Raw genomic sequence first — 15,674 nt, 5'->3', positions numbered from 1 at the left:
AGGCTATGAAACATGGACTAACGAGCATTAGGACCTTACGCATTAAAGTAAAAACTTTATAATAAGTTATATATTTCCAAAAAGGGTTGGTTATGACTATATAATAGAAGAAAGGCAATAATGGGAATACATATTTTACAGGGGGTTAAACAAATGGCAAAGATGAACAAAACCGTTGTATTTATATTGGCTGCATTTGTGGCCTTGGGTTTTGGCATGGCCTATAAAGTTATAGCTACAAATCCCGTTGAAAAACAAATTGTCCAGGAGGCGGAGGTAATCCGTGATACTGCGCCCCAAACGGTACCTTCAACTGAGAAAAAAGAAATTGAAAAACCGGTTGAGACTACGACAAAGGTGGAGCAAGCTGCAACCGTTGCAGAAACAGAACCTAAAAATGTACCGGCAACCGAAGGGGAAAATAAAGCCGTGCTGCCAACCCTTTCCAATGAAAAATTGGGTTGGTATTATAAACCGAATAAGGAGCATAAGTTACCGGAAGTGAGTGGACAGGGTAAGGCATTCTTGGACAAGTATAGAGGTATTTATCATGGTGACATAAATGGTAAAAATCTCTACCTAACCTTTGATGAAGGGTATGAAAATGGTTATACACCTAAAATTTTGGATACCTTAAAAGAGGTAGATGTTAAGGCTGCTTTCTTTATTACCGGGGATTATCTGAAGAGAAATCCGGAGTTGGTCAAACGGATGGTTGCCGAGGGACATATCGTGGGGAATCATACGGATCATCACCCCAGCTTACCGACGGTGGACGATACGAGACTAAAGAAGGAAATAACCTCCCTGAGTGATGCATTCACCCAACAAACCGGAACCAATATGCAATATTTACGCCCGCCCATGGGGGAGTATAGTGAAAGAACGTTGAAAATTACCCACGAAATGGGATACCGAAATGTTTTTTGGACGGTTGCTTTTGCAGACTGGCAGCCGGATGCCGGTACACCGGAATCTCATAAAAACATCGTCAAGGAGCGCCTGCACAGCGGGGCAGTGATCCTGCTGCACGCTGTAAATAAGGCAAATGCTGATATGTTAGAAAGTTTAATTAAGGAATGTCAGGCCGAAGGCTATCAATTCCGTAGTTTAAATGAGATAAACTAAAGGCATCAGTGATAGGATCTTAATAAAAGAATGGCGTTTAAAACTGTTATCAGTTTGAACGCCATTTTTTTGCCAGCATCAATAATGCATCGCAGGAAAGCATCTATGGGAATAAGCTAAGTTAGTTAAAGGGATGTCTGGAAAGAATCAAAGTGAAGGCTTTAGCTCTATTTTGAGTTTTATCTTAAATTGTCGGTATCGTAATTGGCTTACAAGTGGAGAGTGCGGCCAAGGGCCTTGATTTTATGTTTACTCCAGATACAAATGATTTCTCCTTTAATTTAATTTAAAAATCCACTAATTACCAGCAATTACCTGCTCTTAATTAGTGGATTTTTGGTCGCAATCTTTGTAGGATGGATATAGGGCATTGATAATTTCATAGAGGCAGTAAATGTAAAGAACAAGTTTCTCCAGGTGTGGTTAAAAGTTTCAGTAAACTATATCTGTCCCATTGCCATCATCATTATATTCTTTGGTAATTTTAAGTAAGGTATAATGACATAGAAAAGCGAATCATGCCAGGTTCGCTTTTCTATTCAGGAAGTGTGGAGATAAGGGAGGACAAACTGTGGACTACAACGGGTTTGACGCATTGCGGAAAAAGGCAGCTCAGATGCCCCAAAAAGTAATCGCAGTTGCTGCTGCCCACGATGAAGAAGTTATCGTAACTGTGGCAGAGGCCTATAAAAAAGGCATTGCGGACTTTATCCTAGTAGGGGATGAAAAACGGATAGCAGAGCTGGCGCAAAAAAATGAAGTAAAATTTGATTTTACGGTAATTGATGAAAGGGACGAAAAAGAGGCAGCATTAAAGGCGGCTGAGCTTGTTAGGACAGGCAAGGCAGATGTCTTAATGAAGGGGTTTTTGAATAGCAGCGTGTTTCTAAAAGCAGTACTGGATGAAAACAGGGGCTTGAAGACCGGGAAACTGCTAAGTCATCTGGCAGCCTTTGAAATTCCTGCCTGTGCCAAACTGGCTTTTCATACCGACGGTGGCATGAATACCTTTCCCAACCTGGAAAGTAAAAAACAAATTATTGCCAATGCTCTGGCTGCCCTGAATAAATTGGGCATTGCTGACCCAAAGGTGGCAGTGCTGGCGGCTAACGAATTAGTTAGTGAAAAGATGCCTTCTACAGTGGACGCAGCCGCTTTGGTTGTGGCAGTGCAAAGGGGCGAACTGCCAAACTGCCGCATCGAGGGACCAATGGCCATGGACGTGGCCTTAAGCAAAGAAGCAGCCGGGCATAAAGGCATTGCCAGTAAAATAAGCGGTGAAGTGGATCTGTTCGTAATGCCCAACATTGAAGCTGGCAACATGGTAGGAAAGACACTTCTCTATGCCGCTGGGGCCAAGATGGCCGGGGTAATACTGGGGGGAGCAAAGCCGGTTGTCATGACCTCCAGGGCAGAAAATGCCGAGGGTAAATTAAATTCAATCCTTTTAGCATCCTTAGTATCGTAACATCTTAGGAGGGGGAGCAAAAAATCATGAAAAAATTGCTGTCAGGCAATGAAGCCTTGGCCAGAGGAGCCTACGAAGCGGGTGTGCGGTTTGCTTCGGCATATCCGGGGACCCCAAGTACTGAAATATTAGAGAATATGACTCAGTATAAAGAGATTCGCTCTGAGTGGGCACCCAACGAAAAAGTGGCTTTGGAAGCTGTAATTGGAGCGTCCATTGCGGGTGTTCGAAGTATGGCCTCGATGAAACACGTCGGTCTGAATGTTGCGGCGGATCCATTGTTTACCTTTGCCTATACTGGTGTCAATGCGGGCATGGTGGTAATAACAGCGGATGAGCCGGGGCAGCATTCGTCCCAAAATGAACAGGACAACAGAAACTATGCCAAGGCTGCAAAGATTCCGATGCTTGAACCCTCTGACAGTCAGGAGGCAAAGGACATGATCAAGGAGGCCTTTGCCATTAGTGAAGCATATGACACCCCGGTGCTGGTTCGCATGACAACAAGGGGTTGTCACTCCAAGAGCATTGTAGAAATTTCAGAGCCAGTTGCGACACCTTATAAGGCATATGTAAAGGACGTTAAGAAGTATGTTACCGTGCCGGCCAATGCCAGAGAAATGAGGAAAAAGGTTGAGGTACGGGAAAAGGTGCTGGCGGCATATGCGAATGAGTCACCCTACAACAAGATTGAAAACGAGGGCAGGGCAATTGGTGTAATAGCTTCCGGGACTGCCTATTGTTTTGCCAAAGAAGTATTTGGGGAAGAAGTAAGTTATCTGAAGCTCGGCTTCACCTATCCACTGCCGGATCAATTAATTGAAACCTTCTGCCAGGGCAAAGAAAAAGTTTATATCATTGAGGAAAATGACCCAATTATCGAAGAAAGAGTAAAAATGCTGGGTTTCTCCTGCCATGGCAAGGATACCTTCCCAGCCTATGGTGAACTAACACCCGATGTAATTCGCAAGTCGGTCTATGGCACAGAACTGCCGGTAATAGAATATGACCAAACAAAGATTATCCAAAGGCCACCTACCCTTTGTGCAGGCTGTCCGCATCGAGGTTTCTTCTATGAACTAGGCAGGCGGAAAAACGTCATGGTGGCCGGTGACATTGGCTGCTATACCCTGGCCTTTGCCGAACCATATAATGCTATGGATTTCAATATTTGTATGGGAGCTAGCTTCAGTGCCGGACATGGTGCTAAGTTAGCCTTTGATCTCAAGGGTGAGGATAAAAGGGTAGTATCTGTATTAGGGGACTCCACCTTTTTCCATACTGGTATAAACTCCCTAATTGAAGTTCTCTATAATAACAGCAGAACCGTAAACGTTATCTTAGATAACCGCATTACAGGCATGACAGGGCACCAAGAAAATCCAGGCAGCGGCAAACATGCCAATGGCACGGAGGCACCGATCATCGATATCGAAACAGTGGTCCGAGCCTTAGGTGCCAAGCATGTGGCAGTCATTAATCCCAATGATTTAGCCAAAGTAAAGGAAACACTAGATTGGGCTTTTTCCCTGGACGAGCCTTCGGTTATCATTACAAAATGGCCTTGTGTATTGAAAAAAATGAGCAGCCTCGATCAGGAGCAGTTTGCCGGGGCCTTTAAAACAAAATATAGGGTTGACAGTGAGCTTTGTATTGGCTGTAAGTTATGCACAAAGGCAGGGTGCCCTGCATTGTCAGTAAACCCAGACATCAAGAAGGCAGAAATTGACAGGACCCAGTGTGTGGGTTGTCAGGTCTGCGCACAAGTCTGTGCCAAGAAGGCCATTGTCAAGGAGGAGAACTAAGATGACCAAGAGCATCCTGTTGGTAGGTGTAGGGGGCCAGGGAACCATTTTAGCCAGCAAATTATTGACCCAGGGACTAATGGAAGCTGGCTACGATGTCAAAATGAACGAGATACACGGCATGTCCCAGCGGGGCGGTGCGGTGTCTTCACATATAAGATTTGGCGATAAAGTCGCATCCCCAGTCATCGAAAAGGGTGGGGCAGACATCCTGGTTTCCTTTGAATTAATGGAAGCACTGAGATGGCTGGGCTACCTGAAAGTCGGGGGTAGGATTGTTGTAAATAATTATCAGATGAATCCGATGCCGGTGGTCATGGGTAAATGCAGCTATCCGGAGGGAATTTTGGAGGAACTGCAACAAAAGGCACCTACCAGTGCCTTTAATGCCATGGCAGAAGCACAAAAACTTGGCAATCCAAAGGTAATGAATGTAATTTTACTGGGAACGATCATTAAGCTGATGAATCTAGAAGACATCAATTGGAAAAAAATCATGGAAGAAAACGTAAAGTCAACCTTTCTGGAATTAAATCTGAAGGCTCTGGAAATTGGAAGGGCGTTGGTGTAAGAACTTGACACAGCCAGATAGAAAAAGCATCGGAGTTCCTGCCCTTTGTGCTGTTGTACTTCTTAGCTTTACTTTGATTTTGATTTTTCCGGCAGCAAGGGAGGGTTTTAGAGAACTATCGGCGGAGCATCCTTTCACCATGGGCTTTGTAAAGTTTGTTTTTCTGGCCACAGTGGGTGAATTAATCGCTGCCAGAATCAGCAACAGCCTTTGGCTGTTGCCCCCCAAAATTGTGGCCAGGGCTTTAATTTGGGGCTTCATCGGTGCCGTGCTAGCTTTTATGCTGAAGATTTACAGTGGGGGTGTCACAGCCGCCTTGGCAGCAGGCGTTTTGCCAGGAGCTGATTCCCTATTTCTCAAGGCCTTGCTGACTAGCGCAGTCATGAACATTACATTTGGACCTGTGATGATGGGCTTTCATAAAATGACAGACAAATACCTTGAATTAAAAGCCAGCGGCGCAGGGCAACTGGACATCAAGTCGGTTACCAGAGCAACGGACTGGGAAAGCTTTATCTCCTTCGTAATCCTGAGAACCATACCAATTTTCTGGATACCAGCCCATACCATTACCTTTATGTTACCTGCCGAATACCAGACCATGATGGCAGCAGCACTGTCAATTGCCCTGGGCATTATCTTAAGTCTTAGGAAAAAGCCCAACCTAGCTGAAGCTGTATAAAAAAGGAAAGGACGGGATTATGGATTACTATATTTTAGCAATCAATCCTGGGTCAACCTCTACCAAAGCCGCTTTGTATAAAAATGAAGAAGTACTGTTTGTGGAAGCCATCAACCATAGCAATGAGGATTTGGAAAGGTGTAAGAGCTTAAAGGATCAGTTTGCAATGAGAAAACAATTGGTTCTTCAGGCACTGGCAAAGCACAAGTTCAACCTAGAAAAACTTTCGGCAGTGGTTGGCAGGGGAGGACAACTGCCACCGGTAAAAGCGGGGGGCTACTATGTAAATGAGGCCATGAAGAAACGAATTATTCAGGGTCCCATTGTGAACCACGCTTCCAACCTGGGTGCACTTCTGGCAGCGGCACTGGCACAGCCAAAGGGAATTCCGGCCTATATCTACGATGCTGTATCCTCGGATGAACTTAAACCAGTGGCAAAGGTCACTGGCATTCCGGAAATCGTCAGACACAGTTTTTGTCACGTTTTAAACAGTAAAGCCACGGCCAGAAAGGTAGCCCAAAGCCAGGGCAAAGGGTATGAGGCGATGAACTTTATCGTGGCCCATTTAGGAGGCGGCATCTCCATCAGTGCACACGAAAAAGGAAAAATTGTTGATGTCATCACGGATGATGCAGGACCTTTTTCACCGGAACGCTCGGGCAGTGTACCGATTCTGTATATCGTCGATATGTGTTACAGCGGCGAATACAGCAAAAAGGATTTATTGAAAAAACTACGCGGCCTGGGAGGCCTAAAAGCCCACCTAGGCACCCACGACTGCAGACAAATTGAAGCGATGATTGAACAAGGCAATGAACAGGCCAAGCTGCTCTATGAGGCCCAAGCCTACCAGGCGGCCAAGGGAATTGGCGAATTATCACCTACCATAGACGGTAAAATTGACCATATTATTTTGACCGGCGGTATTGCCTATTCGAAAATGTTGACAGACATGATTGCAAAGCGGGTCGAATTTATCGCACCGGTTATCGTTGTACCAGGAGAAAACGAGCTAGAATCCCTGGCCCTTGGAGCACTCCGCATTTTGCGCGGTGAAGAAGAGTGCAACGAATACGTAGATCGTCATGAAACAAAGGAAGAATTTTTTGTCTAAGAAACATTGGGGTCAGGCTTGAATTATTCAAGCCTGACCCCAGCTCTCCCCAAATATTACCTTTATACATGTACATATATTTAAATTAAAATAGGAAGGTAATTACCTAACCGAGGTGCAGTATGATTTATCAATATTCAGGCGTGGTTCATGTTCATACAAGTTATTCCGATGGGTCCGCAGACTTTAAGGGTATCGCTAAGGCAGCTTATAAGTCAGGGGCTAAATTTATACTTATAAATGATCATGACACTTTGGACGGACTGCACCAACAGGGGGAACAATATCTGCATGAAGTTTTAGTTCTGGTAGGGGCGGAAGTTTCCCCTCGACAGAACCATTTTTTATGTTATGATATAAGTTCAGTTCCCTGTAAAAAACAACAGCCAGCTAAATATGTTGAGCAGGTTTATGAACAGGGCGGCTTTGGTTTTTTAGCTCACCCTGATCAAAAGGAAAATACAATTTTCCGGGGTAGCATGCACTGGGATAATTGGGATTTGGATATGCCCGTTGGCTTGGAAATTTGGAATTATTTTTCTCAATGGATGACAAGCTTTGAGAGCCTAAGGGGTTTACTGATAAGTTTCCTATTTCCTAAGGCTATTCTAAGTCCGCCTCAACCGGAAACTTTGCAAAAATGGGACCTATTGGGAGAATTACGACCAGTACCAGCAATAGCAGGGGTTGATGCCCATGGGGGTCGACAATTTGGCTGGGTACCGAATATACTAAGCAGTTACAAATACCAATTTAAAACTCTAAGAACGCATATTTTATCCAAGGAACCTTTGCAAGGCATCGTACAAAATGACCGTAAAATAATTTTATCTGCCATCAAAAGTGGGCGAAGTTATTTAGTTAATCACTTTGCTGGTCATGTTAAAGAATTTTTCTTTTACCTACAACACCTAAATGACAAATGGCACATGGGGGAAGAAGTTATGCATCGACCTGGCATGACATTAAACGTTATTCTGCCAGAGAAGGCCCATCTGAAATTAATAAAGGATGGCAAAGTATTTTTACAAAGTTATACAAAGGCTATCCATTTACCTGATCCTGAACCGGGAGTATATAGGGTAGAAGTTTATAAAGGGTGTATTTGGCGACGCCCCTGGATATTTTCTAACCATATTTATATTAGGCCTGACCCCGATTCTGGGTACTCAAACTGAAGGATAAGGAATAAGCTATGGATAAAATTATTGTTATAAGGGTACGATATTTCTACAAATTTTCCTGATTAGGGTTAGCCTTGTAAAGAAATTGTTTCCATGGTATACTTATTATGCTTTTTTGTTTGTTTTACCTACTATTAATTTTTTGTGTTTAGGAGAGGAGTGGGAATTTCCCACTCTTTCGTATTAGTTTGGGTAATTGCGGCAATAAGGGAGGATTATCTTTGGCTAAGAGTACCGTTGTTGAGAGAGTAACAGAAGCTGTGCAGCCAATCATTGAGGGATTGAACCTGGAATTGGTAGATGTGGAATATGTCAAAGAGGGTGGCAATTGGTATTTAAGAATATTCATAGATAAACCAGAAGGTGTCGAATTAGATGACTGTCAAATTGCTTCGGAAAAAATTGATACTCTTCTTGATGAGCTGGACCCAATACCCCAGGCTTACTTTCTCGAGGTATCCTCACCAGGAATTGAGAGACCGCTCAAAAAACCCCAGGATTTTGTAAGATTTAAAGGTCAATTGGTAAATGTAACTACCTTTGCTCCAGTAAACGGCGCCAAAAGTTTTACTGGTAAATTAATGGAATATAACGAAGAGGGGATTCACCTGGATATAAAAGGGAAACAGGTTGTATTACCCCATCAACAGGTTGCCGCCGCACGATTGGCAATTGAAATTTGAGATTATTGGGGGGAGCACAAGTGAATAGCGAGTTCTTAGAGGCGTTAAGGGACTTAGAAAAAGAAAAAGGCATTGCCGTGGATGTTCTATTAGAAGCGATTGAGGCAGCTTTGTTGTCAGCCTATAAACGTAACTTTGGGTCACTACAAAATGCTAGAGTTCATATCGACAGGGAAACAGGGGATTACAAAGTATACTCCCAACGTTCTGTGGTAGAAGAAATTGAAGATGATCGGATTGAGATATCCCTGGAGGATGCAAGAAAAATAGATCCCCGGTTTAATTTAGGGGATGTGGTGGAGGATGAAGTAACCCCGAGAAATTTTGGACGGATTGCTGCCCAAACAGCGAAACAAGTAGTTGTTCAGCGTATACGTGAGGCTGAAAGGAATATTATCTTTGAGGAATTTGCCAATCGGGAAGGTGATATTCTAACAGGTATTGTACAACGTATTGAGAATAAAAATGTTTTTATTGAGTTGGGGAAAACAGAAGCTATCCTAACACCATCTGAACAAATGCCCAGTGAGGATTATAGACCGGGCAGCCGCTTAAAAACATATATTGTGGAGGTGCGCAAGACCACAAAGGGCCCACAAATTCTTGTTTCCAGGACTCACCCTGGCTTATTAAAACGGCTCTTTGAGTTAGAAGTACCTGAACTGCAAGAAGGTGTTGTTGAACTTAAATCCATCGCCCGGGAAGCTGGTTACCGGTCTAAAATAGCCGTGTATTCAAAGGATGAAAATATTGATCCTGTGGGTGCCTGTGTTGGACCCAAGGGTATGCGTGTACAAAATATTGTAACTGAATTGAACGGTGAAAAGATCGACATTATCAAGTGGAATCCAGACGCATCCAAATACGTTGCTTCTTCCCTAAGTCCTGCTAAGGTGGTAGCCGTGGAAGTATGGGAAGATGAGAAGGTGGCCAGGGTAATTGTTCCGGATTATCAACTTTCCCTAGCCATCGGCAAAGAAGGACAAAATGCACGTTTGGCAGCGAAACTTACTGGCTGGAAAATTGACATAAAAAGCGAATCCCAAATGACCGATATTTACCCGGATTATAATGGTGAGGATAACCTGGGGGAAGGTGAGGAATATAACCAGTCAGAAACATGGGATGATAAATATAAACTTGAAGAAACATTCAATGAAAGTGAAGAAAGATAAGGAGGTTATCCAGTGCCCAAGGTCAAAAAGGTTCCGCTAAGGATGTGTATTGGTTGTCAGGAAATGAAGCCCAAGCGTGAACTGACAAGAGTGGTGCGAACCCCTCAGAATACCGTGGAGATTGATGCCACTGGTAAGAAATCTGGTAGAGGGGCTTATCTTTGTTCCAATATTGAATGTTTGCAAAGGGCTATAAAAGGAAAAAGGTTAGAACGTTCCTTAGAATGCTTTATATCACCAGAGATCATAGAAACGCTTAAGCAAGGAATGGTGAAATAGGTGAGCGGTCCAGTTTTTCATCTCTTAGGTTTAGGTCAGCGAGCTGGGAAGGTTGTGTCAGGAGATTTTGCTGTTCGGGGGCATCTTGCTAAAGGCAAAGTTAAACTTTTAATTATTGCTACGAATACCTCGGAAAGAATTAAAGGGGAATATATCCGTATTGGTCAGTCAAAAAAGGTTACTACCAGAGTAGCTTTTACTAAAGATCAACTGGGTTTGGCACTGGGTAAATCACCCCGTGCCACGGTAGCGATATTGGATCCCAACTTTGCCCGAGGCATAGAAGGCCTGCTGGAAGGGGGAGAAGCCTAGAATTATATAGGGTTTTAATTTTAGGAGGTGGTTCAATGACAAAAAAAAGGGTCCATGAAATTGCAAGGGAGCTTAATATAGAAAATAAAGAACTTATAAATAGATTAACTGAACTAGGTATAACTGTGAAGTCACACATGAGTGCTTTAGAGGAATACGATTTACAAAAGGTATACCAACAATTTGGTAAAAAAGCAAATCAAGGCCAAAAAAAGGAATCAGGATCTACAAATACGCAAATTCAGCCAGAACGTGTTAGGGGGCAAGGAATGGAAGAGAAGAAGGAACAAGATCAGTTATTTAAACCGGATAACACAAAGGGGCCAGGGTTAGTGGATAGAGTACCTAACAGACCCCCGGACAGAAGATATGAAGACAAGCCAAAGACTAACCAAAGACCGGTACAGGAAACAAAGGGCCCCAAATCCCCAGTTGGTAACGAATCTGTACAGACTTCAACCAATGTAAATAATCAGGGCGGCAGGGCTCATAACAACCAGGGCGGCAACCAAGGCAGACCTTACGGTGATCGTCCCCAAGGCGGCGGCCAAAGCAGACCTTACGGTGATCGTCCCCAAGGCGGCAACCAAGGCAGACCTTACGGTGATCGTCCCCAAGGCGGCGGCCAAGGCAGACCTTACGGTGATCGTCCCCAAGGCGGCAACCAAGGCAGACCTTACGGTGATCGTCCCCAAGGCGGCAACCAAGGCAGACCTTACGGTGATCGTCCCCAGGGCGGCGGCCAAGGCAGACCTTATGGTGATCGTCCCCAGGGCGGCGGCCCAGGCAGACCTTACGGTGATCGTCCCCAAGGCGGCGGTCAAGCCAGACCTTATGGTGATCGTCCCCAGGGCGGCGGCCCAGGCAGACCTTATGGTGATCGTCCCCAAGGCGGTGGCCCAGGCAGACCTTACGGTGATCGTCCCCAGGGCGGCGGTCAAGGCAGACCCCAAGGAGGGCCTAGGGCAGCCCAAAACCGAGCCGGCGGTCCATCTATTCCCAAGCCGCCGGAACAAATTGCCCAACCTAAACCAACCAAGGCACCGGATAAAACAAAGGGCGATCGTCGCAAAAATTATGAAAAAGACGGCAAGTGGGCCGACGGCAATATAGAAAGCAACAAGCTATATAAAGGACGTAACAACAAGGGCAAAAAGAAACACTATCAACCTGCTCCACCACCGATTTTAGATAAAAAGCCAGTTCAAATCGGGGAAATAATTACTGTTCAGGAGTTAGCAGAGAAGTTAAAGAAAACTGCGGCAGAAGTAATTAAAAAACTAATGGGCCTTGGCATTTTAGCTACCATCAACCAAGAAGTGGATTTTGACACGGCTGCTTTAATTGCTGGTGAGTATGGTATTGAGACTGAACTGAAAGTAGCAGTTGATAAAGAAGCATTAGTTATGGCTGAACCCGAAGAGAACGAAGGCAATTTAGTACAACGTCCGCCAGTTGTAACGATCATGGGTCACGTAGATCACGGCAAGACTTCCTTGTTGGATGCAATTAGGGAAACGAATGTGACTGCTGCGGAAGCAGGTGGCATTACTCAGCATATAGGTGCCTACCAAGTAGAACGAAATGGTAAAAAGATTACCTTTGTGGATACTCCCGGTCACGCTGCCTTTACTGCTATGAGGGCCCGTGGTGCTCAAATTACGGATATAGCAATTTTAGTGGTTGCTGCGGATGACGGTGTAATGCCACAAACAGTTGAAGCCATTAACCATGCGAAGGCAGCAAATGTGCCAATCATTGTGGCTATCAATAAGATTGATAAACCAACGGCTAATCCCGATAAAGTTAAGCAGGAACTGACCCAGTATGAGTTGGTTGTTGAGGATTGGGGCGGCGATGTCATAGCGGTACCAGTTTCAGCTAAACAGCACACTGGCTTGGATAACCTTCTTGAAATGATTTTGCTAGTGGCTGAGGTGCATGAATTAAAAGCAAATCCTGATCGTATGGCCAGGGGTACCGTTGTAGAAGCAGAATTGGATAAGGGCAGAGGACCAGTGGCAACTGTACTTGTTCAGAATGGCACCTTAAATGTCGGGGATACTATTGTTGTTGGCCATGTATCCGGACGTATTAGAGCGATGATTGATGACAAGGGCAGACGTGTTAAAAAAGCCCCCCCCAGCACTCCTGTTGAAATCTTAGGCCTTTCAGATGTACCGGAAGCCGGAGATATTTTAGTGGCAGTGGAAGACGAAAAATTGGCCAGAGATGTAGCAGAGAAGCGGAAGATTAGAAAGCGGGAAGAAGTACTTAGATCCACTACAAAAATATCTCTGGATGATTTGTTTAAGCATATCCAAGAGGGGCAAATTAAGGAACTTCCCATCATTATTAAAGCGGACGTGCAAGGCTCCATCGAGGCGCTGGCTCAAGCCTTAGAAAAGCTAACAACGGATGAAGTTAACGTTAACCTAATCCATACCGGTGTAGGTGCAGTGAATGAAAATGATATTATGCTGGCTACAGCGTCCAATGCAATTGTTATTGGCTTCAACGTAAGGCCGGATAATAATGCACGAAAACTAGCAGACGCAGAGAAAATTGATATTAACCTCTACCGGGTAATCTATGAAGTTATTGATGATGTTAAGAAGGCTATGAGCGGCTTGCTTGATCCAGAATTTAAGGAAGTTGTCTTAGGTCATGTGGAAGTAAGGAAGACCTTTAAAGCATCTAAGATTGGTACCATTGCCGGTGGTTATGTAACCGAAGGAAAAATTGTTAGAGATGCAAATGTTCGGATAATCAGGGACGGCATCGTAGTTTTCGAAGGGAAGCTCGATTCCCTAAAACGATTTAAAGATGATGCAAAGGAAGTTGCTCAGGGTTATGAATGTGGTTTGACCATTGAACGGTTTAATGATATTCAGGAAGGCGATATCGTTGAAGCTTATATTATGGAAACCATTAAACGTGAGCTCTAATACTATGGTATTGACCGCAAAAACATAGGAGGTGTGTTGCATGTCGCACCGACCGGAACGTGTGGCTGAAGCCATAAAAAAAGAAATTGCTGATTTAATTCGTAACGACATTAAAGATCCCAGACTAGGTTTTGTAACCATTACGGGTGTAGAAGTAACCAAAGATCTGTCCTTTGCTAAAATCTTTGTAAGTGTTCTAGGTTCTGCTGACCAGAGACAGGAGACAGTCAATATATTACAAAAGGCCGCTGGTTTCATGCGCTCAGAAATTGGCAGGAGAATTAAAGTACGTCAGGCCCCGGAATTGATTTTTAAATTAGATACATCCCTAGACCATGGCACGAGAATTATGGAGATACTCCATGAGATAAATGCTCAGGAGGCAAAGCAGACCAATGAATAACCTTAAGGCTGTGACAGAGGTATTATTAAATGCCAAAAGACCGATATTATGCGGGCATGTTATGCCAGATGGTGATAGTCTTGGCTCTGTCTTAGCATTAGGAATGGCTTTGCAGGCAAAGGGTAAAGAGGTTACAATGGTTAGTTCAGATCCATTGCCTGACTTATACGAATTTCTTCCTGGTATAAAAGAAATAGTGGTGGGCAGTGTTCCAGAAAAAAATTACGATTTACTGGTGGTGGTAGACTGCTCAGTACGAGAGCGACTTGGCTCTACCATCACACCCCTGGTAGATTACGGGCTGCCTGTAGTTGTAATTGATCACCATGTCAATGATCAACCCTTCGGGAATTACAATTATGTAAAATCAACTGCAGCAGCCACCGGGGAAATCATTATGGATTTGTTGGAGCAACTGGGGATTTCACTCAATCTGGATCTGGCTATCAATCTATATACCGCCATCGTTACCGATACTGGTTCTTTCCGTTATGAAAATACGACACCGGAAACCCACGTTAAGATTGCGAAGTTATTACAGTGTGGGGTTCCGGTTTCACTTCTCTCAAACCTTATTTTCGGCGAACAGCCCCTTCAGTCAATTCGTTTGCTGGAAGTAGCTTTAAGAAACTTGGATGTAAGTGAATGTGGTAGAATTGCCTGGATAAGTATTGGTCAGGAAAAAATTGAGTCAGTGGGAGCGGAAGATCAGCATATAGAAGGTCTAATTAACTATCCCAGAAAAATAAAAGGTGTTGAGTTGGCCATTTCTTTCCGTGAACTGGACCAAAATAGGGTTAAAGTAAGTTTTCGTTCAAAGTATACCGTGGACGTTAATTTATTGGCCAAAAAGTTTGGCGGTGGAGGGCATGTACGTGCTTCAGGCTGCACGATCAAGGGTAACCTTTTAGAAGTGAAGGAAGCTGTTCTAAAGGAAGCCAAAGAATTATTCCGGGGGTGTTAAGTTGGACGGGATTATTAATATATTGAAACCCCCGGGTATGACTTCCCATGATGTTGTATATTTTGTCAGACGAGCAACTGGCATTAAAAAATGCGGCCACACAGGAACCCTTGATCCCGGAGCGGCGGGAGTCTTACCAATTTGTTTAGGCCGAGCCACTCGATTGGCTAGGTTTATAACCGATGGAGATAAAACCTATCGTGCGGAAGCTACTCTGGGAATGGAAACATCTACCCAGGATGCCTTTGGTAAGATACTGGACAATAGAGATGCATCCGCCATTAACTCCGAAAGATTCAACGAGGTACTAAAAAGTTTCGGGGGAGAAATAACCCAGACTCCTCCCATGGCTTCGGCTATTAAGGTCAATGGCAAAAAACTCTATGAACTGGAACGGGAAGGCAAGATGATTGAAGTACCCAGTAGAACAGTTACAATATATGAAATCCAGATAATTGATAGCTGGGATTGGGGCACACCGAACCCCAGGGTATTATTTGATGTAACTTGTTCAAAGGGGACATATGTGCGTACCCTGTGTTCAGATATGGGTAAGGCATTGGGTTGTGGCGCCTATATGTCCTTTTTGTTGCGCTCCCGGGTTGCAGCCTTTGGCTTACATAATTCCTTTACACTGGAACAAATTGAAATCATGTCCCGGGAAAACAAGTTAATCGATGCCGTTATACCGATGACCAAGGCGGTTGAGCATTTACCGATGGTCGAAATTCATCCTACAGCAAATAAGGCCGTGTGTTCAGGTGCAACTTTATATCCCTCAGGCATCCGGTGGGGTTTACAGGCCCTAAACCCCAATGATCTTGTCCGGGTTCAACTGGACAATCGTTTGCTGGGAATTTATAAAGCGGCGATAGATCGAAAGGATGATGCGGAACGTATCATTCTACGGCCCGAAGTGGTTTTTTCTGTTTAAAATAATTAAATTTTCACGCAC

At 44.2% G+C, this 15,674-nt stretch carries 15 protein-coding genes; all 15 read left to right on the top strand.

Translation table 11 applies throughout. The features are described from left to right. The first annotated feature begins 153 nt into the window (after nt 1-153). The 15 genes from pdaA to truB all read left to right on the top strand — a co-directional run bounded on the left by pdaA (nt 154) and on the right by truB (nt 15,653). Complete coding sequence (pdaA, locus tag AC1U9Z_RS03820; RefSeq protein WP_479955776.1) at nt 154-1,128, top strand: delta-lactam-biosynthetic de-N-acetylase; 975 nt, start codon at nt 154-156, stop codon at nt 1,126-1,128. Nucleotides 1,129-1,699: 571 nt separating this feature from the next. Beyond that, nucleotides 1,700-2,596: a phosphate acyltransferase gene (locus AC1U9Z_RS03815; RefSeq protein ID WP_479955775.1), complete on the top strand. Its 897-nt coding sequence runs from the start codon at nt 1,700-1,702 to the stop codon at nt 2,594-2,596. Between the two features lie 26 nt (nt 2,597-2,622). Continuing rightward, nucleotides 2,623-4,401, top strand: coding sequence for an indolepyruvate ferredoxin oxidoreductase subunit alpha (iorA, locus tag AC1U9Z_RS03810; protein ID WP_479955774.1), 1,779 nt, complete (start codon nt 2,623-2,625; stop codon nt 4,399-4,401). A gap of 1 nt (nt 4,402) precedes the next feature. Next, nucleotides 4,403-4,972, top strand: coding sequence for an indolepyruvate oxidoreductase subunit beta (locus AC1U9Z_RS03805; RefSeq protein ID WP_479955773.1), 570 nt, complete (start codon nt 4,403-4,405; stop codon nt 4,970-4,972). A gap of 4 nt (nt 4,973-4,976) precedes the next feature. Next, nucleotides 4,977-5,654, top strand: coding sequence for a hypothetical protein (locus AC1U9Z_RS03800; RefSeq protein ID WP_479955772.1), 678 nt, complete (start codon nt 4,977-4,979; stop codon nt 5,652-5,654). A 19-nt stretch (nt 5,655-5,673) separates the two neighbouring features. Continuing rightward, nucleotides 5,674-6,771, top strand: coding sequence for a butyrate kinase (gene buk, locus AC1U9Z_RS03795; RefSeq protein WP_479955771.1), 1,098 nt, complete (start codon nt 5,674-5,676; stop codon nt 6,769-6,771). 122 nt (nt 6,772-6,893) lie between these two features. After that, entirely contained in the window at nt 6,894-7,949 is a 1,056-nt protein-coding gene (locus tag AC1U9Z_RS03790; protein WP_479955770.1) for a CehA/McbA family metallohydrolase domain-containing protein, read from the top strand. Between the two features lie 227 nt (nt 7,950-8,176). Beyond that, nucleotides 8,177-8,638: a ribosome maturation factor RimP gene (gene rimP / locus AC1U9Z_RS03785; protein WP_479955769.1), complete on the top strand. Its 462-nt coding sequence runs from the start codon at nt 8,177-8,179 to the stop codon at nt 8,636-8,638. A gap of 20 nt (nt 8,639-8,658) precedes the next feature. Continuing rightward, a complete protein-coding gene (nusA, locus tag AC1U9Z_RS03780; RefSeq protein ID WP_333530424.1) occupies nt 8,659-9,813 on the top strand; it encodes a transcription termination factor NusA in 1,155 nt (384 codons plus the stop codon). Between the two features lie 12 nt (nt 9,814-9,825). Continuing rightward, a complete protein-coding gene (gene rnpM / locus AC1U9Z_RS03775; RefSeq protein ID WP_333530425.1) occupies nt 9,826-10,092 on the top strand; it encodes an RNase P modulator RnpM in 267 nt (88 codons plus the stop codon). Then, nucleotides 10,093-10,404 (top strand): L7Ae/L30e/S12e/Gadd45 family ribosomal protein, encoded by a 312-nt coding sequence (locus AC1U9Z_RS03770; RefSeq protein WP_333530426.1) that lies wholly within the window; start codon nt 10,093-10,095, stop codon nt 10,402-10,404. A 35-nt stretch (nt 10,405-10,439) separates the two neighbouring features. Further along, nucleotides 10,440-13,352, top strand: a complete 2,913-nt coding sequence (gene infB, locus AC1U9Z_RS03765; RefSeq protein ID WP_479955768.1) for a translation initiation factor IF-2 — start codon at nt 10,440-10,442, stop codon at nt 13,350-13,352. Between the two features lie 40 nt (nt 13,353-13,392). After that, entirely contained in the window at nt 13,393-13,755 is a 363-nt protein-coding gene (gene rbfA / locus AC1U9Z_RS03760) for a 30S ribosome-binding factor RbfA (RefSeq protein ID WP_333530428.1), read from the top strand. Beyond that, a complete protein-coding gene (locus tag AC1U9Z_RS03755) occupies nt 13,748-14,719 on the top strand; it encodes a DHH family phosphoesterase (RefSeq protein ID WP_479955767.1) in 972 nt (323 codons plus the stop codon). Before rbfA ends, AC1U9Z_RS03755 begins: the two co-directional genes overlap by 8 nt. 1 nt (nt 14,720) lies before the next feature. Beyond that, nucleotides 14,721-15,653, top strand: a complete 933-nt coding sequence (gene truB, locus AC1U9Z_RS03750; protein ID WP_479955766.1) for a tRNA pseudouridine(55) synthase TruB — start codon at nt 14,721-14,723, stop codon at nt 15,651-15,653. Nucleotides 15,654-15,674 lie beyond the last annotated feature (21 nt).

The organism is Desulfotomaculum sp., from assembly GCF_982386235.1.
This window is presented reverse-complemented; position numbering and strand designations above follow the sequence as displayed.

Coding starts and splice junctions, on each gene's coding strand:
- pdaA (WP_479955776.1), top strand. CDS start 154: ATGGCAAAGATGAACAAAACCGTTGTATTTATATTGGCTGCATTTGTG.
- iorA (WP_479955774.1), top strand. CDS start 2,623: ATGAAAAAATTGCTGTCAGGCAATGAAGCCTTGGCCAGAGGAGCCTAC.
- AC1U9Z_RS03805 (WP_479955773.1), top strand. CDS start 4,403: ATGACCAAGAGCATCCTGTTGGTAGGTGTAGGGGGCCAGGGAACCATT.
- buk (WP_479955771.1), top strand. CDS start 5,674: ATGGATTACTATATTTTAGCAATCAATCCTGGGTCAACCTCTACCAAA.
- AC1U9Z_RS03790 (WP_479955770.1), top strand. CDS start 6,894: ATGATTTATCAATATTCAGGCGTGGTTCATGTTCATACAAGTTATTCC.
- infB (WP_479955768.1), top strand. CDS start 10,440: ATGACAAAAAAAAGGGTCCATGAAATTGCAAGGGAGCTTAATATAGAA.
- rbfA (WP_333530428.1), top strand. CDS start 13,393: ATGTCGCACCGACCGGAACGTGTGGCTGAAGCCATAAAAAAAGAAATT.
- AC1U9Z_RS03755 (WP_479955767.1), top strand. CDS start 13,748: ATGAATAACCTTAAGGCTGTGACAGAGGTATTATTAAATGCCAAAAGA.